The sequence below is a fragment of the Lysinibacillus sp. JK80 genome, from assembly GCF_027557635.1.
In the GTDB taxonomy this organism is placed as follows: Bacteria; Bacillota; Bacilli; order Bacillales_A; family Planococcaceae; genus Lysinibacillus; species Lysinibacillus capsici.
Genome location: NZ_CP058997.1, coordinates 3075636 through 3094756 on the forward strand (window position 1 = coordinate 3075636; position 19121 = coordinate 3094756).

The window sequence follows — 19121 nt, forward strand, 5'->3', positions numbered from 1 at the left end:
CTCCACCCAACTGTTAAAAAACTATTTGATTAAAACCCCTATAAACACTGTTATATCAATATTACTTCGAATCATCCATCTTCAGCACAGCCATGAATGCCTCTTGAGGGACTTCGACTGAGCCTACTTGTTTCATACGTTTTTTACCTTCTTTTTGTTTATCAAGAAGTTTTCGTTTACGGGAAATATCTCCACCATAACATTTCGCTAATACGTTTTTACGGATGGCTTTAATTGTTGAACGCGCCACGATTTTTTGTCCAACTGCTGCTTGAATTGGTACTTCAAATTGTTGGCGTGGGATTAATTCTTTTAATTTTTCTACGATGATTTTGCCTCGATCGTAGGCAAAGTCACGGTGTACGATAAAGCTTAGGGCATCGACTTGCTCACCATTTAATAAAATATCCATTTTCACTAATTTCGATGGCTGGTAACCAATAAGTTCATAGTCGAATGATGCATAGCCCTTTGTATTTGATTTTAAATAGTCAAAGAAATCATAGACAATTTCTGATAATGGCATTTCATAAATAATACTTACACGCGATGTATCAATATAATCCATCGTCATGAAATTACCACGCTTCATTTGACAAAGTTCCATAACCGCTCCCACATAATCATTTGGTACCATGATTGTTGCTTTCACATATGGTTCCTCGACACGATCGATTTTTTGCGGGTCTGGCATAAAGGAAGGGTTATCGACTTTCAGCTCAGTACCATCTGTCATATGAACATTGTAAATTACGGAAGGTGCTGTTGTAATTAAGTCGATATTAAATTCACGCTCAATACGCTCCTGAATAATTTCCATATGTAGTAATCCTAAGAATCCACAGCGGAAACCAAAACCAAGTGCTTGCGATGTCTCTGGCTCATATTGTAGAGCTGAATCATTTAACTCTAGCTTTTCTAACGCTTCACGTAAATCATTGTATTTGGCTGTATCGATTGGATACAAACCACAGTAGACCATTGGGTTTAAGCGACGATAACCAGCTAATGGCTCAGCTGCAGGACGGGTTGCATAGGTTACAGTATCCCCTACCCGTGTGTCACCTACATTTTTGATAGATGCAGTTAAGTAACCTACATCACCCACTGTTAATTCAGCCTGTGGCACAACTTTTGGTGTATGTACCCCAACTTCAATAACCTCGAATTCTGCACCTGTTGCCATCATGCGAATTTTATCGCCAGGCTTAACAGTACCATTGATGACACGAATCGAAATGATAACACCTTTATAGGCATCATAAACAGAGTCAAAAATTAAAGCTTGTAGTGGTGCATCTGGATCACCAGTTGGCGCTGGTACCTTCTCTACGATTTGCTCTAGAATATCCTCGATACCAATACCTGCTTTCGCAGAAGCTAATACTGCTTCAGAGGCATCTAATCCAATAACATCTTCTACTTCTTGACGTACACGTTCAGGGTCAGCTGCAGGTAAATCAATTTTATTGATTACAGGTAAAATTTCTAAATCATTGTCAAGTGCTAAGTAAACATTTGCTAGTGTTTGTGCTTCAATACCTTGTGCTGCGTCCACAACTAATATGGCACCCTCACAAGCAGCTAAACTACGTGATACTTCATATGTGAAATCGACGTGTCCTGGTGTGTCGATTAAATGAAATGTATACACTTCGCCGTCTTTTGCTTCGTACTTTAATTGAACTGCATTTAACTTAATTGTAATGCCTCGCTCACGCTCTAAATCCATTGAGTCGAGGAGCTGTGCCTTCATCTCACGGGAAGTTAAAGATTTTGTTTGCTCTAAAATACGGTCAGCAAGCGTTGATTTCCCATGGTCAATATGTGCAATAATAGAGAAATTTCGTATATTCTCTTGTCGTTTTAAACGTGCTTCTCGGTTCATCTTTTCCACTCCTAATTAAACTATAATGAATTATACTATGAACATAACGCAAAGTACAACAGCAACTAGACTTGAAAGCCTATAATATCAATACTTTCAGTGTTTCATGTCGTTTTTAAATTTTACAGTATTAAGTATATAAATGCAGACAAATCAGCTATAGTAGTACTCGATGTGTAGCAGTTGAAATGAAAATGCGTCTACTCGACATGAGGAGAGATTCGATGGATGAATCTTCGCCTGATCAACCAAGAAAAGCACGCTATCTCCAAAAGATATCATCATTCATATTGCTAAAAAGCGTGAACACAATCCCATTTTTTTAAACCTAAACTATGATTAGTAAAAGAAAGAATGGACATCGCACCATCTTCCATATAATGGAACAGATCAAATATCAAGCTTACCATACAGGAACAACTAATAGAGGTAGAGCAAATAGCTCCCTTTCTAAGATATAGAAAAAGTCAGCTACGCAGATAAAACTGTGTATACTGACCTTTTTTATTTTATTTGTTTAAGGATTGTTGAATGAGCTTTGTTAAAACTTCTATCCCTTTTTTCTCTAAATGTACACCGTCAGGGGCAAAGTATTCAGGGTGATTGATTGCTGCTGCATGCCAGTCAATTAGTGTTATCCGCTCATGTTCCTGTGCTTTTTGCAGTAAAGCTTCATTCACCTTTGCTTCCCAAGATCGCGGCACACGTGTATTCACTAAATAAATATCGGCATTTGAAAAAGCTTCAAGGAGTGCATCCATTTGGTCAGTCGTAAAATAACCATTTGTCCCCAATTGTAGAATGACTGCATGATTAGGTTGATTAAAACTTGCATAATTTGGTGCAAGTTTTACAGCTTGCGAAACTTGACGGCCTATTTTTCCATCGATTGTAATAGTCGGATACATATTATGTAAGCTCGGTGCAATATCAATCATTAGGGAGTCACCAATGGCTAGTATGCCACGATAAAACTCATCTTTTTCAGGCTCTATAATGGTGTTATTTTCTTCTTGCTTAGGCGTTTCTATCTCCTGAACATCCTCTACTCCCTCTTCCTTACTTTGAGAAGGCTTGTCTGTTGAGGCTTCAGCTTGTTTGTCCTGCTTGTTCAGATTGGGTGTAGGCTCATCGCCATTAATTTTTATCGTTGTTGGCAGCGTTTTAGATGGGTTTTGCTGACTTTCACCCACTACACCTGTCATGCCTGTGAAAAATACAAGCAGAAAAAGAGGAACCATAACCGTTGATATTTTTCGTGGAAAAGTAAGGCTTCCCCACTTGTTTTTATTACAAATCAGATATTTTTGACAATAGACTCGGAACCCTTCTTTCCGGATGGGCATCTCAATGAAGCGATAGGATAGCTCTGCAATCATCAGGATTAGTAAAAGCTGCAGGAATATTCGCCAATAGGAAGGATTACCAATTTCATGAATGGGTGTCCCTAAAACCATGACAGGATAATGCCATAGATAAATGCCGTATGAACGAGAGCCTATCCAACATAATGGCTTCCATGCTAATATTTTTCCTAGTATGCTGACTGGATGAGAAATACATGCAATCAAAACAGCAGCATTCAAGCAAAATAAAAACATGCCTCCTCTATAAAGAAAGGATTGATATTCATCCACATACACTATGCTTACTAAAAAAATAGTAAGTGCAATGAAACTCATCGTATTTAGTTTCTTCACATGGTTCGCTGATAATTTTTGAGAAGATAATCTTTTCATAGGCCAAACGAGTGCTAGCCAACAGCCTATTAATAATTCAAAACAACGTGTGTCCGTTCCATAATAAACACGACTAGGATCAGCGCCTGGCTGATAGAGTAACGCCATTACGAATGCTGAACAAAGGGCACCACAAAAGATGATATTTGCTAGTTTATTTTGTTTTTTAACAACAAAAAGTCCAATCATTAAGAGCAATGGCCAAATCAAGTAAAATTGTTCTTCAATAGCTAATGACCATAGGTTTTTTAAAGGTGATGGAGAACCGAAACTATCAAAATAAGAGAGTTTATGAAAAATGAACCACCAATTACTTGAATAAAAAATGGAGGACAATGCATCCCCGCGCAAAGGATGGAGAAGCTCTTTATGAAAGAGCATTGCCCAAACAAATGATGTAACAATCATAACGTAGGCAGCTGGTAGTAGCCTTCTAAATCGTCCCACCCAAAATTTCTTTAGGCTGACTGTTAATTGATTGCCCTTTAAAGGTAAGATGGTAGAGGTGATTAAATAGCCCGATAATACAAAGAAGATATCTACTCCTAAAAAGCCACCTCTAGCCCAACTGAAGTTAAAATGATAAGCAATAACTGCTAATACAGCCAATGCTCGAATCCCGTCTAGTCCAGGAATATAACGATGATTTAATGACTTGCCTGACATACTATTCCTTCCTTCAATAATCTCTCAATTTCGTTTCGGTATAATGTGTTGGTTTTTTCTAGCTGTACAAAGTAGAAGTCAATCTAAAAGCGCTGTCACAAATCTGTAATAACCGCACACGGCTTTGGTTAAATGATGTTAGTTACATCCAAATGCTACAAGGAGTATCGCTTTTTGAAGGTATTCCCTTCTGCATCAAGATAAAACCTGTTGTCACGTAATAAACCTTTTGGATTGATAACCATCCCCTCTCTATTATTTTTGCTTATTCACTTATATGTTTGACGATTGAAATACGATAAAAGTTTGAGAGAAAAATGAAACGTTATCATTTTTAGTCTTCTAAAAATTCATATGTATATTTGCTATAGAGGCATTCCCAAAAATGGTATATACTCCAAAAGTAAGTTTGCTTTATTTGCATATGCCTTCATTTAACGTTTTATCATGAAATTCGCGAGCCAACTTGAAAATTATAAGACAAGAATGGAGCAATGGAAAGACAATTAATGAGAATTATTTCTGGAAATTTTATTATCATACAATATTAAAAAAGTGAGCCCACAAGAGTCCCACTTTTTAATATGATTGGTCTATTTTGTTGAATCATTGACAAACGCTTTTGATATTGCCTTACCGATTACAGCAATCGTACGATTAACCTCTTCCTCAGTATTACCAATTCCACCAATCTCAATAATCATCATTTGCTTTGCTAAATCCTGATTGTATCGCCCATCAACCCCATCACCACTTTTAGAAATAACCCCTTTAGAAATTTTTGGAACGATGGCATTTAGTGTGGATGATAAACTTTCAGCATAGGCTGTATTCCAGCGGTAATTAGCATGTTCTGCCCCAACAACAATAGCGATTTTCGCATAATTTTCCCCATTATATGAGATTGTTGTAAGATCATGTTTTAATGAGTCACGATGTAAATCAACTATTAAATCATAATTATTTGTTTCTAAATGCTTACTTAAATATGGCCTCATCACATTATAAGATTCATGATAGCCTTTACCTTCTTCTTGTAATTTCTTCATAATATCTACATCAAGAACATCCGTCTTTAAACCATTTACATTAAAATGATTCACAATCTTATCCTTCAGGCTCATAATATTGACCGTTTCATGAGAAGTCGCTACCTTACCACTCACTGCTTTCACCATAGGTTCATATGCTTCATGCGTATGGGTAAATAACACTAACACTTTAAATGGGTCCGGGTCTAGGGCTTGATCTGGTTCAGGTTCTTTCGTTTGTTCCAGTACACTTTGTTCAGCTAAATTGGTAGCAGCAAACACGACTTGCTTATCTTCTGATTGTTTGATCGGAGTCGATGCTTGCTTGTTGAACGGAAGTTGCCCAGCAATGACAGGTAATACGAAAAAGAACAATAATATACCAAATGACCATTGTAGTTTTTTTAGCAAAGTCACACCCTCCTCCCCATATCGTATGGAGGGGGGATGTTAATTAGAACGAAAATAAATTTCTTGTTTTACGCATAAATAAGCGTGTTTTAGAAGGACTACTCTAAGCGTTGTTTCTTCATTATTTTATAAATCACTTGCCCAATTCATTAGCATAGAAGCCACTAATTTTGCATAGCGATCAATCCAATAGTCTGCTTCTTTTGGTGTAACCATCAGTTGTGTGTGGGAGCCAGCGAAGGTTTCCTCAAATAGCTGCTGCCGCTCCTCCTTCGTCCATGTCGCCCATTCTCCAAATATAGGTTGTACTAATGTCATATCCAGTTCCTTGTTGATATCTGGTTGCCATGAGGATAATGAAAGCTTCGATGACGGTTTACTGCGTTCAGCCACGCGAGCAGCTATCGAACGGAGCATAGTTTCTACCGCATCCGCAATTAATACAGGTGCATCCACTACAGTAGGGATCCCTATTGCTGTTACGGGAATGCCAAGCATCTCATAGGAAATCTCTTGCCGTTGATTGCCTACTCCTGAACCTGGATGTATGCCTGTATCTGTTAATTGAATTGTTTTACAGAGTCGATTACTCGCTCTTGTAGCAAGTGCATCTACTACAATGATTAATTTCGGTTGTAGACGTTCAGCAATAGCAGCCACAAACTCACCAGTTTCGTAGCCTGTTTGTCCTGTTACACCAGGAGCATACATGACAAATTTTTCATCAATGACATCTAAACTATGCAAATGGTCAATTAAATAGGGACCTATTGCATCGGGTGTAATAGTGCGATTTCCTAAACCGACTATTAAAATTTTATCGTCTTCTTGCCAAGAAAGTGCGTCATGCATTTTTTTGAAATTTACAAGCAATTCTTGTTCAAGTTGTGCAAAGCCTTCTTGATCTTCTAATGTTAGTGTCGGGACAGAAAGGGTAATATATTGCCCTTCTTTTTTACCAATTTGCTTTTCCCCTTCAGCATCTACAAGAACATCTGTAATTTTTACTCTACCAGCATTCCGATCTTCAATTTGAATGCCACTTGATTGTTCAAGCTTTTCTTTTTGCTCTTTGGTCTGATGGACAACTACCTCTTCTGATTCATCGATTAAATCTGTTCGTTGCCAATTAAAATTTTGCATACAGTTCACCTCAAGCTGTAGTTTGTTCAAACTGTCAAGTAAATATTCTTTGCATTTATCTATTGCAATTTGGCCAAGCGTTTGTTAAAATGATTTTTGTTGTATTGACACAAGAAATCAATGAGAAGATATCATCTCGTACCTAATTTAGGAGGTGAAATATATGCCAAACATTAAATCTGCGATTAAACGCGTAAAAGTTAACGAAAAAGCTAACATTGCTAATTCTCAAGCTAAATCTGCAATGCGTACTACAGTGAAAAAAGCTGAAAACGCTGTTGCTGCTAACGCTGAAAACAAACAAGAACTTTTACAAGCAGCTTTCAAATCTTTAGATAAAGCAGCTTCAAAAGGACTTATCCACAAAAACGCGGCGGCTCGTAAAAAGTCTCGCCTTGCTAAAAAAGCGTAATTGTTTAAAGGATCAGATACTCTATTAGGAGTAGCTGATCTTTTTAATTTTATAGAGAACATAAAAAGCTGTCCTTATTGGACAGCTTTCTTTGCCTATAGTTGGCGCAATAAAAATAGCTCTAGATAGCGCTCTCGATTTCCACCAGACGATTTTAGCTGTAAATCAACCTCTGCTAATTGATATAATGCCCGTAGCAAATTTTCTTCTGAAGGCCGATGCCGTTGCTCAATCATAAGTTTGACGCGATACGGATGAATTTTTAAATTTTTAGCGATTTGTTGAGGGTGATAACCTTTTTTCAATAAATAAAAAACATTTGACATGGTACGAACATTGGATGCTAGCAAGCCCACTAACATAATAGGTTCTTGTTTTTGTCGCAATAAATCATGATAGATAGACAAGGCTCCGACAGAGTCATTTGCCAAATATGCGTTAAGCATTTTAAAGGCATCTTGCTCTAATGTTTTTGCCACCAAATCCTCCACTAAAGAAGTTGTAATTTCGCCACCATCACCTAAATAAAGGGTTAGCTTGTCAATTTCCATCTGTAATTGTAGCATGTTGGCTCCGACCATCGTAACAAGCAATTCAATAGCATCTTGTGTAATGCTATTACCTTGTGTTTTGACAATGCCTTGAATCCATACGGCTAAATCCTGCTCTTTTGGTGTTTCTGCTTGTACAAATAATGCATGCTCTTTCATCATTTTAGTCACTTTTTTGCGCTCATCCAATTTTTCATAAGGAGCAATAAAAACCGTTACGGAAAAATCAGAAGGATTCGACAACCATGTTTCCAATCGTTTCACATCATGATCGATTTTTTCCTTCCCTTTCTCGGTTGCTTTTAAAAACGAAGCATTTTTAGCAATAATAAGCTTACGTTCTGAGAAAAAAGGAATGGTATCTGCTTCATCCATGACTGCATCTACTGGTACTTCTTCTAAATCAAATGTGGACATCTCCAGATCTTCTTCTGGACCCAATGCCTCTTTTAAACGTTTAATGGTTTCATCTATAAAATAGCTTTCTTCACCAACAAGCAAATATACTGGTGCAAGCTCACCTTTTTTTATTGTATTCCAAACCGTTGAAATCATAATTTCCCCTCCATCTAGCAATACTATTAGTATACATGATTTCATAGTCCTTTGTGTCTTTGACCGAATTGTGTCGATTCCTTGCCAGACGGGGAAATCACCTTTTCGATATAGCTTTTATGACCATGTTGTCTTATAATAAATAACAGAATTGGAGGGATAACAATGAATCCATTTGAAGGAAAAAACATACAATGTCGACGTAACGATGCCATCGATTCTGGTGTTGGCTTCGGTGTATCATTTGGCGTTTTCACGCTTATGTTTATTATTGCAACTATAGTAGAATTTGTATCACAGTAATTGGACTTATGCAGGAGAAGGGCCTTGGTCATTGGACAAGGCCCTTTTCATTTACGCTAACGGACCAGCGATTATCACGAATACGTATTTCGATTGATCCATTCACCCCTGTTGTCCATGTCACTAAATCTCTACTGACAAAACGTTGTACTACTTCTTCATGTGGATGACCATAACGATTATGGAGACCTGCACTAAAAACCGTTAATTGGGGCTGTAGCAGCTCGACAAATTCTTCTGTGCTTGATGTCTTACTCCCATGATGCCCTGCCTTCAGCAATGTGAGATTGGCCAATAAAGGTCCATAACGCTTGATCAGCTGTTGTTCGCCATATTGCTCCAAATCCCCTGTAAATAACGCTGTAAACGCCTTTTGCTGCATGTACAGGACAAGAGAATCATCATTTCCCTCATACAAGGCGTCATCAGGCCATAAGTAATAAAAATCTGTATCCCCTACATGCCACGAAGTCCCCTTCATTTTTTCTTTAATAGGAATATGTCGCTTATTTGCTTCTCGCAATAAATCATCCATTAAAGGCTCATTCAATGAACCAGGTGTAACGTGTATTTCCTTCATGTTAATCTCTTGTAAGACTTCCTCTGCTCCTTCAATATGATCTGCGTCTGCATGCGAAGCAATAAAAATATCGATAGTTCGTATTCCCTTGCCTTTTAAAAATGGGACGACAACTTGCTTCCCTACCTCATATGGACTATCTGCTTTCTTCCACGATTCCTGCTCAAAGCGCAATACTCCACCTGTATCTATAACATAGACAGCCCGTCTAAAAGGCAATTCAATGACAATACTATCTCCTTGCCCTACATTTAAGAAGGTAATCTTTGTTTCGTTATACAACATGGGTGCCAAATGAATCCAAATAACAGGGATGACAAGGATCAAAATAGCTTTCCTGAATCTTTTTATTTCCAAATAATAGAAGCTTGCTAAAACACTTAACATCGCCACGCAGCTCAGCCAAATAGATGGTTTGCCTGGTGACCATAATTGCCAAGGAAGCTCTTGCATATAAAAGATTACTTCGGTCAGCCAATTACGCAGCGGTTCATAGCCAGCAAATAGGACATTAGCAAGTGGTAAAGAAAGATAAGATAGCACAAAGGCAATCATGTTAAAGGGTAATATAATAAAGGAAAACAGTGGAACAAAAACAATATTGACAAAAAATGAGGATAAAGATAATTCATAAAAATGATGGAGTAATAGTGGGTAAACGAGCAGTTGGCACACGAATGTGATAAAAAAAGAACGACCTAGCCAAGTTCTTGTCTGCTTAAAAATAATACCAGAATAAAGAAGACTAGCGGTTGCTAAATAGGATAGCTGGAAACCAATTTGGAAAATAACACCTGGCTCAAGCAAAACAAAGCCTATAAAGCTAATAGCTAATGCATCATCGATCGAAAGAACCCACTTAAAAAAGCGCAGTAACATCATCAATTCTACTACAGAAACAGCACGCCATACGGAAGGTGCTCCCCCTGCAATAACTCCATAAACCGGTAAGAGGATCAATAGCACGACAGTAGCCATTTCCTTGCGAACTCTTATTCTAAGTAATCCTTCAAAAAAGAGCCAAGACATCAGCGCGACATGTAGCCCAGAAATCGCAAATAAATGGGTAATACCGAGCTTTTGATAGGCACGCTGCAGTTCATCCTCCATCTGATCTTGCACCCCTATTAAAAGTGCTTGAGCCTCTGCTACAAGTGATTTTGGAAAAGTCCTCTCTATATGCTTTTTCATATTGTGTCTTACTTCGGCAAGAATAGTGAAGATGGAGGTTCGTTTTCCTACATAATGCCAATTCGTGATTTCAACAACGCCTGTTGCTCCTTTGCTCGTTAAATAGTTTGACATGGAAAAGGCATAAGCATGTGCAGATGGAGAGGGAGTCACGAGTTCACCTTTTGCAGAATACGTCATTCCAGTTAATGAGGTATTTTCAAAAAAATTTTTCTCTTGTTCCGAGGAAAAGGTATAAACTACGTAAAGTTTTTGGCCATTTGTTGTTGTAGCAAACCCACGGAGTTTTTGCCCGTTTATTTTATAGTCACTTGACCAAGTTATAGGGAAGGTTGACGGTAAAGGGGAAGGTTCCGTCAGATGATTGATAGAAAGGAAAAAATAAGTTAGTAGACCACTAGTTAGCACAAAAATTGCAAGAAAACGTGACTCACCTTTTATGGTGAGCCACAGGACTAGTAGCAGTAAAAAAATGAGTAGCCATGCTGATTTGTATACTGCAATAGCAGCTATCAATACAGCAAGAGCTACCATAATCCATCTATGCTTTAAAGCTTGATGCCAAATAATGCACTCACCTTCTGTTCATATGGGAGCAATTTTTCAGCAGATACCCCACTCTCGCGAAGCTCGTGCAGCATTTCTGTATACAAAGCTAGTTTGTCATCTCGTAAAAAATCAATTTTACGTTCATCAAAGGGTACATGAACTACTTCCACTCCAGCTTTTGCAAATAACTCCTGTGCATATGGATTATTTTTATAATCCGTTGCGTAATACACACGTTCTATGCCAGCTTGAATGATAGATTTTGTACATGGTAAACATGGAAAATGTGTTACATACAAATCAGCACCTTTTGTCGGTGTTCCATATTTAGCACATTGCAGTAAGGCATTCATTTCAGCATGCACGGTACGGACGCAATGATTATCAACCACATAGCACCCTTTTTCGATACAATGCTCGTCCCCTGTAATGGAACCGTTATAACCACCTGCAATGATGCGTTTGTCCCGTACAACAGTTGCTCCTACAGCTAGTCTTGTACATGTACTACGTAATGCGAGTAAATGGCTTTGTGCCATAAAAAATTGATCCCAAGTAATTCGCTCCATATGACTACCTCCAAAAATTGTCTAACTAATTAACTTTCTCTTGCTTTTCTACTACAGTGTAGCCCTTTTAGAAAAGGGGCGTCAATATACCATCCTTTAAAAGCATTACTTTACAGTAATCGCATCCTTTAGCTTTTCAAATGTTTTATCACCAATACCACTAACATTTTTTAAGTCATCTATGGTTTGAAACTGCCCATTTTCCTCTCGATACGTAAGGATACTTTGTGCTTTAGAAGGACCGATTCCTGGCAATGTTGCTAACGTTGCTACATCAGCTTTATTGATATTAATCTTTTGCTCCTTATTAGTCTCAGTAGGTAGCGTTAACAGAGAAGAGGCTCCTTCCTCTAGCTGTTCGCCTTTGATAGGAATATAGATTACCATTTCATCCTGTACCTTTTGGGCATGATTGATAAATTGTGTGTCAGCATTCTCTGTATAGCCACCAGCAAGCTGTACAACATCTTTTATACGTTGGTCTTGCTCAAGTTCATAAACGCCTGGATACATTACAGCACCCTTTATTTCCACAAATACCCGCTGCAAAACCGCTTCCTCAGCAGATTCACTCAAATTTTTTTCTTCAATAGGTTGGATTGTTTCGATGAGCTCTTCTTGGGGAGGTGAAGAGTCAGAACTCGAAAAATAGAAGTAACAAAGTCCACTGACGACTAGTATGCTGGGGAATAACATACTTTTTTTGTACTTTTGCCATAAAGATTGTAGCACAGTACCATCCTTTCCTTGCGAAAGGTCATCATATGGAGTTATATATATCTTACACTATGGATGGGTGGTTGAAAATGATAAAAAAACGTCAGAAGTTTCAATTTACCTGTTGAAGAGAGCTATCCTCTTAGTTATATCCAATTTATCCGACAATTTAGCCTCTTTATCCGCCTGTTCAAGTGTTCTATCCGCTATTTTAATCTTTCTATCCACTACTTTAGCTTTTCTATCCATCAAAAAAGCCACACTGCGTATTACACAGTGTAGCTCCCTTTTCTTTATTTCAGCGCACGAATAAAAATGCGTTCACTTTCCTCATCAGGTGCCTCATCTGTAAAGTCTGCTGTAATTTCCACATGACTAAAACCGATGGCATGCAACCAAGCCATATACTGCTCGATAGTGTAAGTACGTTGCACGTGCTCCTCATCAAAGCGTTCATATAATTCACTTGCGTCATCTCGTACATAAAAGGTCATTTGATGAATAACCGAATGTTCAAAGTCGGCAGGCTCCGTATGCCATATATAACTAATGTCACCATCATCATATGTGAACGGACCATCTAAAAAAATCTCATTCATTTTAAATAACGAGTGAACATCAAAAAACAGCTGACCTCCATCACGCAACGCCGCATAGATACGTTCTAATGTCGTATAAACAGAGTGCTCCTCTACCACATAATTCAAGGAATCAATTGTGATTGTGACAACATCGATTTCCTCAAATCCATCTAGTTCGACCATAGACATACAGTATAATGGTGCATGGTAGCCTGCACCAGCAAAGCGTTCTGCGGCAATGGACAGCATCTCTTCTGATAAATCGATTCCACTGACTTGATAACCAGACTTTGCAAATAACAAGCTAAGTACACCAGTGCCACAACCAATATCCAACAGTTTTGGGTACTGGCTGCTTGGTGCATGCTGTACAACCCAATCTACATAAAGATTGTAAGGAATATCCGTTTGCAGCTCATCATAGACATGAGCAAAGCGTTCGTAACTCACTTAGGCCTCTGGCATGTCTAGTTGCGGTGCATCGCCCCAAAGACGTTCTAAATTATAATAAGCACGCTCATCCTTATGGAATACATGTGCCACAACATCGCCTAGGTCAACTAGTACCCAACGAGCTCCATCAAATCCTTCGACACGGCGAATTTCATAGCCTTGTTGTTCAGCTACATCCTGTAATTCGCGTGCAATGGCTTGCACTTGGCGATCTGAGTTACCATGAGCAATGATAAAATAATCTGCTAAAAGGGAAATTCCTTGCATATTTAAAACGACAATATCCTCACCATGTTTGTCGTCGATTGCTTTGTACGCTGCTTGTAATAAAGTTGAAGTCATCCTTCACTATCCTCTCTGTTCATCATATCGTTATAACATTCTATAGATAAAGGATAAATCGGCTGCTTTGTGTCAATTAAGAATGCCAAAGTATGGCGTACACATGCACTCATCGCCTTATCCAAATTTTTTTGTGCTTTTTTGCGCAGACGATCAACTCCATCAAATCGACGGTTCGGTTCAATCATATCTGCGACAAAAATAATTTTTTCTAAACGGCTCATATTAGCCCGCCCAGTTGTATGGAAACGAATAGCATTCAACAGCTCTTCGTCTGTGATACCAAACTCACTTTGTGCTATATATGCACCTACTGGACCATGTAGTAATTCACTACCCCATCCAATTAGTCTTTCATCTAATTTTTCATCACGAACGATATTCTCCATCCACTCAATATCAGCATATTTAGCAATATCATGGAGGATAGCTGCTGTTTCAGCTTTTTTTACGTCCTCGCCATATTTATGAGCTAGGTTAATGGCCGTTTCCATCACTCCAACTGTATGAATATAACGTTTTTCAGGCATTCTTGGCTTAATCGCCGCTAAATACTGTTCGCGTTCCATAAAGACCTTCCTCTCGTATGAACGTCTCTACAGCTTCTGGTAGTAGAAATGTCACCGTTCCTCCTGTAGCCAGGCGTTCACGAATCAGTGTGGACGATAAATCGATTTGAGGTATTTCCACCATACGTATAGGGTACTCTGTTGCCGCGGCTGTCCCTGGACGCTTTACTCCGACAAACTGAACAAGTTTCACTAAATCATCTATACAATGCCATGTATGTAGCGAATCAATCATATCGCCACCGATGATAAAGTAAAATTTCACATTGGGCTCTCTTCTACACAATGTAGAAAGTGTCTCATAGGAATAGGATACGCCACCCTTCTCAAGCTCATACGACTCTACTGAAAAATAAGGAAATGGACGAATCGCACGTTTTACCATTTCAAGTCGTTCAACATTACTAGCATCAAAACGTGCATGCTTATGTGGTGGGATGGCATTAGGCATAAAGCGGATTTCATCAAGTTCTAGCGCATGAAATACTTCATTTGCCATTAAAAGATGACCCATATGTGGTGGGTTAAATGTACCTCCAAGTAAACCGACCCTTTTCATCGTTTCACCTTATTTCGTTACTTTTGGTAATACAATCTTTTTATGATTGCGTGACTCTTTATATAAAACAACTGTCAGACCGATTAATTGGACAAGCTCCGCATGAGCGCCTGTGGCTAATGCTTCTGCGACTTCATGTTTATCCTCTTCACAGTTATCTAAAATACGTACTTTAATCAATTCACGTACTTCTAATGCCTCGCGAATTTGCTTTGTCATTTCATCATTAACGCCACCTTTTCCCACTTGGAAAATAGGTGTTAAATGGTGTGCTTCTGCACGTAAAAAACGTTTCTGTTTACCTGTTAACATAAAAATTAGTTTCCTCCTAATTGCGCCTTCAGTTGCGCAATCATTGAATTTGTATTTGGATAGTTTCCTAACCAGTGTTCAAAAGCGATGGCTCCTTGATGGACAAACATTCCTAAGCCAGTGACAATCGTTGCTCCTTTTTCTTCAGCCGCTTGTAAAAAAGGCGTCATTAATGGATTATACACAATATCCGCAACAATTGCTTCTTTCATCAGCCGATCTAATGAAAATGGCATTGAAAAATTGCCCGTGGAAAGGCCAGCTGATGTCATTTGCACAATAATGCTGAAATCAGCTAGCGTTTCTTCCGCTTGTTGTAATGAAATGGCACGTCCCATACCCATTTCATCAATAATCATTTGTGCATTCGTCACCGTACGATTGGCGATGGTTACATGACAATAGCCTTGTTGCTGCATAGCAAAGGCAATGCCTCGAGCAGCACCTCCAGCACCGACAAGTAATACAGGCTTGTCTTTATGAGAAACCCCAACGGCTTCTTCGAGTGATCGAACAAATCCAATACCATCTGTATTATAGCCTTTCAGCTTTCCTTCTGTTGTTCGTACGACTGTATTCACTGCGCCCATTTTCTGTGCCAGCTCATCTAGCTCGTCTAGATACGGAATGATTGCTGTTTTATGAGGAATGGTCACGTTCCAGCCACTTGCCCCTAATGTCTTCAAACCAGCAACAGCAGATTCTAATTGATCAGGCGTTACATGTAAAGGAATATATGTCGCATCAATTGACATGTCCTCAAACCAAGCATTGTGCATGGCAGGTGATTTTGAATGTTCAATTGGATCACCCATAACTGCAAACCATTTCTTCATTTTTAGTCCCTCTCTCTACTATGTCCTCCATTTAGATCAGCGAAGGACGAATTGAAACTTGTACACCTTTTGGTGCGTAAGCTGCTACTACTACATTCGCGTGTTGAACGGTAATCCAGCCAAGCCCAGAAAATACTACATCTGTTTTCGCTTCTTTGATGGAAAATTCGTGACGAACCAATGGCGGTAACTGGTCGATAAAGTCCGCAGTTGGGGGTGCCAATAATTCTCCTTTATGCTCTTCATATAGCGCATCTGCCTTCTCAAGCTTTGTACGATGAATTGGTAAATCATTTGCCACATGGATGGTAAAGGCAGAACGATCACCCTGAATAAAATCAAATCTTGCTAATGCACCAATAAATAGAGTTTGCCCAGCATTTTGTTGATAGACTTTCGGCTTAATTTCTTTTTTCGGCATAATATATTTTAATTCACTGGCATCAATATGATGAGCCATTTGATGATGATTAATAATACCTGGCGTATCATATAATGCACTACCATCATCCAATGGAATATCAATCATGTCTAAAGTAGTACCTGGGAAATGTGAGGTTGTAATCACTTCACCCTCACCTGTTGCCTGCTTAATAATTCGGTTAATGAACGTAGATTTCCCAACATTTGTACAGCCAACAACATATACATTTTGTCCTTTACGATATTCATCGATGGCTTCCATTGCTTCTGCCATCCCTTTGCCTTTATGGGCACTGACTAATAGGACATCGACAGGCTGTAGTCCAAGAGCCTTTGCTTCACGTTTCAGCCAGTTGATAACTTTTTTTGGCTTCACAGACTTTGGTAATAAATCAGCTTTGTTGGCAATCAATAGGACAGGATTCTTCCCTACAAAACGATGAAGCCCTGGTAGCCAGCTTCCATTAAAATCAAATATATCAACAATTTTTACGATTAAGCCTTGCTGTGTGCCAAGACCATTTAAAATACGTAAAAAATCGTCATCTGTTAACGATACTGGTTGAATTTCATTGTAATTTTTCAAACGGAAGCAACGCTGGCAAATGACCACATCCTTTTCTAATGATGATGGGGGTGCATACCCAACTGCTGTTTTATCTTCTGTTTGAATTGTTGTACCACAGCCAATACAATTTGGCATTTCAATCATTCTTGTTCCTCCCAAGTTATAATTCCTTTTCGTTTCAAATCATTAAATACGCGACGTTCAATGAAACGATTCAATTTTGTTACAAGCCCATCTGATTGTGCAACAGGCTTCACGAGCACTGTGTGTAAGCCTAAGCGATTTGCGCCCATTACATCCGTAAGGAGTTGATCTCCTACCATTACTACTTCATTTGGACGTAAGCCTAGTTGAATCAGTGCATTATAAAAAGCATTACGAAGCGGCTTTTTCGCCTTGTGAATATAAGGGATACCTAACGGCTCAGCAAAATGCTTTACACGAGCTTCCTTGTTATTTGACGCAATAATAACACGAATACCTGATTCTTTCATAATGCGTAACCAAATGATTAGCTCTTCTGTTGCATCTGGACGATCCCATTCAACAAGCGTATTATCTAAATCCGTAATGATTCCTCTAATCCCTAATTCTTGTAACTTTTCCGGCGTAATTTCAAAAATATTCGTCACAAATTCGTTCGGTAATAAAAAATTATACAAAATAGCGACCCCTAATCTTAACGTATTATTCGACCATTATAGCATATTTGCAAAGGCTTCACCCATTCGAATTGGGCTTCCTTTTACAACATTATCCGTAAATTTAATTGTATCCTTTTCAAACAGCATCACAACAGTGGAACCAAATGAGAAATAACCAACTTCCTGCCCTTTCTGCCATTTCGTTGTTGTATTGGTAAGTACAATGGAATTCACAAAGGTTGCACCTACTTTGATAAATGCAACATGCTGATTATTTGCTGCTTTCAGCTCAGTCACTAAACGATAATTATGAGAAATTGGTTTTTTACCGTATGTAAGACCTAACTGATTCACAGGATAAGATTTCTGACCAAGTGTATATTGTCGTAAGACTTCTCCATCTATCGGGCTATGGATACGATGGTAATCAGCAGGACTTAAATAAAAAACAATAAAATGTCCGTCTGCATATTGTGCAGCTCGTTCTGTATTGCCGAGTAAATCTTGTAATGCATAAGGCTTACCCTTCACAAGAAATGTCATGTCCCATTCAATACGTCCAAAGGATTCCACTTTTGCGTCCACTGGGCTGGCATAGACAGTTGGATTTTTTTCAATAGGTCGAGCTTCTTCAATAAGTTCTCTTGTAAAAAAATCATGTAAACATGAAAATTGTTGTTGTTTTTTTGAAACTTCTTCAAGGTTAATATCGTATAACTTCATGTAGCTTGGTATTATACGTTTACTCCACTTCGCTTTTGCTATTGTCTGCAAAAGATGGGAAGATTGCTTACCATTCGTTAGTTCTATCAAGCGTTGATATAGTTTTTCTTTCATACAGTAAAACCCCTATCCATTAATTTAGACTGTCAATTTTTTCGCATTCGAAGTATAATGGTACAATATCTTAAGTGCAAAGGAGTGATCCCCCTTGTTTTTTTATCACAAGTTGGTGGATACCACGGTTAAGAAAATGAAATCGCACGCAGCTAACTTCATAACAATTAGTAATATGTCCTTTGGAGGCGCGGCTATTATGGCCACTCTACATGAATACTATAGCTATAGTGTCTTGTTTATCTTTATAGCAGCTCTTCTTGATCGCTACGATGGTAAGGTAGCGAGAGCGCTCGGACAAGTGTCAGAATTAGGTAAACAATTAGATTCTATGAGTGATATTATATCATTTGGTGTGGCGCCTGCATTATTAATGTATGAAGTTGTTCTAGTTGATTTTGGTTTTGTCGGCATGATGATGGCCGTATTATTTATCGTCTGTGGCGCGATGCGTTTAGCTCGCTTCAATATTAGCGAAGCGAACGGTTATTTCACAGGTTTACCAATTACAGCCGCAGGTACGTTCTTAACTTTAACGTATTTCGCAGCTTATACGTTCCATCCGGCATTTTATCTTTTCCTTTTCCCCATTTTAGCTTTACTCATGATTAGTACATTTACGTTAAAAAAAGTGTAACAGCACATTTGCTGTTGCACTTTTTCATTTCCCACGGCTTTTAAACATATACTGT

At 38.6% G+C, this 19121-nt stretch carries 20 protein-coding genes; 3 read left to right on the forward strand and 17 right to left on the reverse strand.

Features of this window, described 5'->3' with window-relative positions:
* Nucleotides 1-61 precede the first annotated feature (61 nt).
* From lepA to gpr, 4 genes are all read right to left on the reverse strand, one after another.
* Nucleotides 62-1888, reverse strand: a complete 1827-nt coding sequence (lepA, locus tag HXV90_RS15480) for a translation elongation factor 4 (protein WP_269897562.1) — start codon at nucleotides 1886-1888, stop codon at nucleotides 62-64.
* Between the two features lie 509 nt (nucleotides 1889-2397).
* On the reverse strand, nucleotides 2398-4293 hold the full coding sequence (locus HXV90_RS15485; RefSeq protein ID WP_269897563.1) for an acyltransferase family protein: 1896 nt from the start codon (nucleotides 4291-4293) through the stop codon (nucleotides 2398-2400).
* A 593-nt stretch (nucleotides 4294-4886) separates the two neighbouring features.
* A complete protein-coding gene (gene spoIIP / locus HXV90_RS15490) occupies nucleotides 4887-5741 on the reverse strand; it encodes a stage II sporulation protein P (RefSeq protein WP_225340378.1) in 855 nt (284 codons plus the stop codon).
* A gap of 120 nt (nucleotides 5742-5861) precedes the next feature.
* A complete protein-coding gene (gpr, locus tag HXV90_RS15495; protein WP_066036467.1) occupies nucleotides 5862-6878 on the reverse strand; it encodes a GPR endopeptidase in 1017 nt (338 codons plus the stop codon).
* A 163-nt stretch (nucleotides 6879-7041) separates the two neighbouring features.
* On the opposite strand from gpr, the gene rpsT reads away from it, so the two are divergent.
* Nucleotides 7042-7290: a 30S ribosomal protein S20 gene (rpsT, locus tag HXV90_RS15500; RefSeq protein ID WP_004226906.1), complete on the forward strand. Its 249-nt coding sequence runs from the start codon at nucleotides 7042-7044 to the stop codon at nucleotides 7288-7290.
* A 95-nt stretch (nucleotides 7291-7385) separates the two neighbouring features.
* Here the strand turns inward: rpsT and holA are convergent, their stop codons facing one another.
* On the reverse strand, nucleotides 7386-8396 hold the full coding sequence (holA, locus tag HXV90_RS15505; protein ID WP_048392157.1) for a DNA polymerase III subunit delta: 1011 nt from the start codon (nucleotides 8394-8396) through the stop codon (nucleotides 7386-7388).
* Between the two features lie 165 nt (nucleotides 8397-8561).
* On the opposite strand from holA, the gene HXV90_RS15510 reads away from it, so the two are divergent.
* Nucleotides 8562-8699, forward strand: a complete 138-nt coding sequence (locus HXV90_RS15510) for a YqzM family protein (RefSeq protein WP_004226902.1) — start codon at nucleotides 8562-8564, stop codon at nucleotides 8697-8699.
* Between the two features lie 28 nt (nucleotides 8700-8727).
* On the opposite strand, the gene HXV90_RS15515 is transcribed toward HXV90_RS15510, so the two are convergent.
* From HXV90_RS15515 to HXV90_RS15570, 12 genes are all read right to left on the reverse strand, one after another.
* A complete protein-coding gene (locus HXV90_RS15515; RefSeq protein WP_442916325.1) occupies nucleotides 8728-11004 on the reverse strand; it encodes a DNA internalization-related competence protein ComEC/Rec2 in 2277 nt (758 codons plus the stop codon).
* A gap of 14 nt (nucleotides 11005-11018) precedes the next feature.
* Complete coding sequence (locus HXV90_RS15520) at nucleotides 11019-11588, reverse strand: ComE operon protein 2 (RefSeq protein ID WP_004226897.1); 570 nt, start codon at nucleotides 11586-11588, stop codon at nucleotides 11019-11021.
* 105 nt (nucleotides 11589-11693) lie between these two features.
* Entirely contained in the window at nucleotides 11694-12320 is a 627-nt protein-coding gene (locus HXV90_RS15525) for a helix-hairpin-helix domain-containing protein (protein WP_269897565.1), read from the reverse strand.
* 278 nt (nucleotides 12321-12598) lie between these two features.
* Nucleotides 12599-13336, reverse strand: a complete 738-nt coding sequence (locus HXV90_RS15530; RefSeq protein WP_115674130.1) for a class I SAM-dependent DNA methyltransferase — start codon at nucleotides 13334-13336, stop codon at nucleotides 12599-12601.
* Nucleotides 13337-13681 carry a ribosome silencing factor gene (gene rsfS, locus HXV90_RS15535; protein WP_004226890.1) on the reverse strand — a complete coding sequence of 115 codons (345 nt, stop codon included), beginning with the start codon at nucleotides 13679-13681 and terminating at the stop codon, nucleotides 13337-13339.
* Nucleotides 13678-14250, reverse strand: a complete 573-nt coding sequence (gene yqeK, locus HXV90_RS15540; RefSeq protein WP_048392153.1) for a bis(5'-nucleosyl)-tetraphosphatase (symmetrical) YqeK — start codon at nucleotides 14248-14250, stop codon at nucleotides 13678-13680. The genes rsfS and yqeK overlap by 4 nt, the downstream gene beginning before the upstream one ends.
* A complete protein-coding gene (locus HXV90_RS15545) occupies nucleotides 14219-14809 on the reverse strand; it encodes a nicotinate-nucleotide adenylyltransferase (RefSeq protein WP_115674132.1) in 591 nt (196 codons plus the stop codon). The genes yqeK and HXV90_RS15545 overlap by 32 nt, the downstream gene beginning before the upstream one ends.
* 9 nt (nucleotides 14810-14818) lie before the next feature.
* Nucleotides 14819-15121 (reverse strand): ribosome assembly RNA-binding protein YhbY, encoded by a 303-nt coding sequence (gene yhbY, locus HXV90_RS15550; protein WP_048392151.1) that lies wholly within the window; start codon nucleotides 15119-15121, stop codon nucleotides 14819-14821.
* Nucleotides 15122-15126: 5 nt separating this feature from the next.
* Nucleotides 15127-15957: a shikimate dehydrogenase gene (gene aroE, locus HXV90_RS15555; protein WP_237898283.1), complete on the reverse strand. Its 831-nt coding sequence runs from the start codon at nucleotides 15955-15957 to the stop codon at nucleotides 15127-15129.
* A 31-nt stretch (nucleotides 15958-15988) separates the two neighbouring features.
* Entirely contained in the window at nucleotides 15989-17092 is a 1104-nt protein-coding gene (gene yqeH, locus HXV90_RS15560) for a ribosome biogenesis GTPase YqeH (protein WP_054550069.1), read from the reverse strand.
* Nucleotides 17089-17610, reverse strand: coding sequence for a YqeG family HAD IIIA-type phosphatase (locus HXV90_RS15565; RefSeq protein ID WP_016994153.1), 522 nt, complete (start codon nucleotides 17608-17610; stop codon nucleotides 17089-17091). Before HXV90_RS15565 ends, yqeH begins: the two co-directional genes overlap by 4 nt.
* A gap of 36 nt (nucleotides 17611-17646) precedes the next feature.
* Entirely contained in the window at nucleotides 17647-18429 is a 783-nt protein-coding gene (locus HXV90_RS15570) for a phosphatidylserine decarboxylase (RefSeq protein WP_048392148.1), read from the reverse strand.
* A 199-nt stretch (nucleotides 18430-18628) separates the two neighbouring features.
* On the opposite strand from HXV90_RS15570, the gene pssA reads away from it, so the two are divergent.
* A complete protein-coding gene (pssA, locus tag HXV90_RS15575) occupies nucleotides 18629-19066 on the forward strand; it encodes a CDP-diacylglycerol--serine O-phosphatidyltransferase (RefSeq protein ID WP_004226869.1) in 438 nt (145 codons plus the stop codon).
* Nucleotides 19067-19121 lie beyond the last annotated feature (55 nt).